General features: G+C 73.8%; 1 protein-coding gene and 1 pseudogene. Both read right to left on the bottom strand.

Annotation, left to right across the window (positions count from 1 at the left end):
* Positions 1-54: 54 nt before the first annotated feature.
* Positions 55-1,707, bottom strand: coding sequence for a long-chain fatty acid--CoA ligase (locus tag AC2CJA_RS25895; protein WP_484605096.1), 1,653 nt, complete (start codon positions 1,705-1,707; stop codon positions 55-57).
* Between the two features lie 277 nt (positions 1,708-1,984).
* Positions 1,985-2,494 (bottom strand): annotated as a pseudogene (locus tag AC2CJA_RS25890) (SigE family RNA polymerase sigma factor); the annotation flags it as partial.
* Positions 2,495-2,752 lie beyond the last annotated feature (258 nt).

Below are 2,752 nucleotides of genomic sequence, written 5' to 3'. Positions count from 1 at the left end.
GGACGGGGAGTCCCCGTCCGGGCCGCCGCCGCGGTCCGTGCGCGCCGTGCGCGGTCAGAGCCGGGTGACCTCCAGCTCCCCCCGCGCGTACTGCGCCCGGATCACCTTCTTGTCGAACTTGCCGACGCTCGTCTTCGGCACCGCCGGAATCACCGCCCACCGTTCGGGCAGCTGCCAGCGGGCGACCTTGCCGGAGAGGAACTCGCGCAGGTCCTCGTACGACACCTCGCCCGCGCCCTCCCTGAGGACGACCGTGGCCAGCGGGCGCTCGCCCCACCTCTCGTCGGGCACGGCCACGACGGCGGCCTCGGCGACGGCCGGGTGGCCCATCAGGTGGTTCTCCAGCTCCACCGAGGAGATCCACTCGCCGCCGGACTTGATGACGTCCTTGGCGCGGTCGGTCAGCGTCAGATAGCCGTCGGGGGTGATCACGCCGACGTCGCCGGTACGCAGCCAGCCGTCGGGGCTGAACTTGTCCTCGGGGCGCAGGGGCTCGGCGTCCGCGCCCCCGTAGTACGCCCCGGCGATCCAGGGGCCGCGCACCTCCAGCTCACCGGCGGACTCCCCGTCCCACGGCATCTCGCTGCCGTCCGGGCCGATCAGCCGCGCCTCGACGGAGGCCGGGAAGCGGCCCTGGCTGACGCGGTACGGCCACGCCTCCTCCTCGCTCAGCCCGCCCGGCGGGTGTGCGACGGTGCCCAGCGGGGAGGTCTCGGTCATGCCCCAGGCGTGGGTGACGGTGACCCCGTACTTCTCGCCGAACTCCCGCATCAGGGAGGGCGGGCAGGCCGAGCCGCCGATGGTGACGTTCCTCATGGAGGAGATGTCGCGCGGGTTGGCGGCCAGCTCCGCCAGCAGCCCCTGCCAGATGGTGGGCACGGCCGCCGAGTGGGTGGGCCTCTCGGCCTCGATCATCGCGGCGAGCGGGGCCGGCTGGAGGAAGCGGTCGGGCATCAGCAGGTTGACGCCGGTCATGAAGACGGCGTGCGGCAGGCCCCAGGCGTTGACGTGGAACATCGGCACCACCGGCAGAGTGGTGTCCGCGTCCGTCAGCCCCATCGACTCGCCCATGTTGACCTGCATGGAGTGCAGGTAGACGGAACGGTGGGAGTAGACGACGCCCTTGGGGTCGCCGGTGGTGCCGGAGGTGTAGCACATGGCCGCGGCCTCGCGCTCGTCCACCTCGGGCCAGTCGTACGAGGTCGGCCGGCCCTCTATCAGCGCCTCGTACTCGTGGACGGCCGGGCGGCAGCCCTCCAGCAGGGAGGTGTCGCCGGGGCCGACGACCACGATGTGCTCGACCGGCTCCAGCTTGGGCAGCAGCGGCGCGACCAGCGGCAGCAGCGAGCCGTTGACCAGCACGACCCTGTCGGCCGCATGGCCCACGACCCACGCGAGCTGCTCGGCGGGCAGCCGGAGGTTGAGGGTGTGCAGCACCGAACCCATGGAGGGAATGGCGAAGTACGCCTCGACGTGCTCGGCGTTGTTCCACATCAGGGTCGCCACGCGGTCGCCCGGGGCCACCCCGAGCCCGTCGCGCAGGGCGTGGGCGAGCTGGGCGGAGCGGGCGCCGACCTCGGCGAAGGTCCTGCGGTGCGGTTCGCCTTCCCCGGTCCAGGTCGTGATCCGCGATTTTCCGTGCACCGTGGTTCCGTGTCGCAGAATGCGCGAGACGGTCAGCGGTACGTCTTGCATCGTGCTCAGCACCGGGGCCTCCCGTGAACGAGATATACGTGCGCCGCCGCCGCGAGCGGGCGGCGCGGTCGTTGCGGGAAGCCTGCCACCGACCGGTCGGTATGTCACTAGGCCGGACCCGGATATGTCGCCGTCTTTCCCCCGGGACACGCCGCTACGCGGCGGCCGCCGCCTCCCCCTCGAAGCCACCCGCGCCCCTCAGTCCCCCCGGGCCGCTCCCGTCCCCGCCGGCGCTCCCCCGAGCACCCCGCGCTCCCCCCTCCGTCTCGCCGCCCAGCACGTCCGCCAGGAGCCGCGGGTCCTCACGGAGCTTGGCCAGCGCCCGCGACACCGCGCTCTTGACCGTGCCGACCGAGACCCCGAGCACCGCCGCGGTCTGCGCCTCGCTCAGATCCTCGTAGTAGCGCAGGGTCACCATGACCCGCTGCCGCTCCGGGAGCGCCAGCACCGCCCGCCACACCGCGTCGCGCACGGCCTGCCGCTCGGCGGGGTCGGGGCCGGGCACCGGCTCGGGCTCCGGCAGTTCCTCGCAGGAGAACTCGTCCACCCGGCGCTTGCGCCACTGCGAGGTGCGCGTGTTCACCAGCGCGCGGCGCACGTAGCCGTCGAGCGCGCGCCGGTCCTCGATCCGCTCCCAGGCCAGATAGGTCTTGGTCAGCGCCGTCTGGAGCAGGTCCTCGGCGTCGCTCGGACTGGCGGTGAGCGAGCGCGCCGTGCGCAGCAGCACCGGCCCGCGGGCCCGTACGTACGAGGTGAAGGTCAGCGGCGTCACGGTCGCGGCCGTCCCATGCGTGGTCATGGCCCAACGCTAGGATCCGCGCCCCTCGCCCCGGATCGCCCCCAGGTCCCGGTGCCGGGTCCCTCTCAGGGTGGAGGCGGGCCGCCGCCTCCACCCCCGGAAGGGGGACGGACCCCCGTACCGTCTCGGGGTCGCCCCGGCGACCGCCCGCACACCGGCCCGCACCGTCAGCGCGCACGACAGCGGAGCGGGGGGGCCCCCCGGGCGGCCGGCCCCCCCCAGCCCTTGAATTACCCGGCGACCCGCCCGGTGCCCCCC

The organism is Streptomyces sp. ATLC9 (assembly GCF_057196705.1).
The sequence above is the reverse complement of the archived record's forward strand: the minus strand, read 5'-3'. Positions and strand labels throughout refer to the sequence as shown.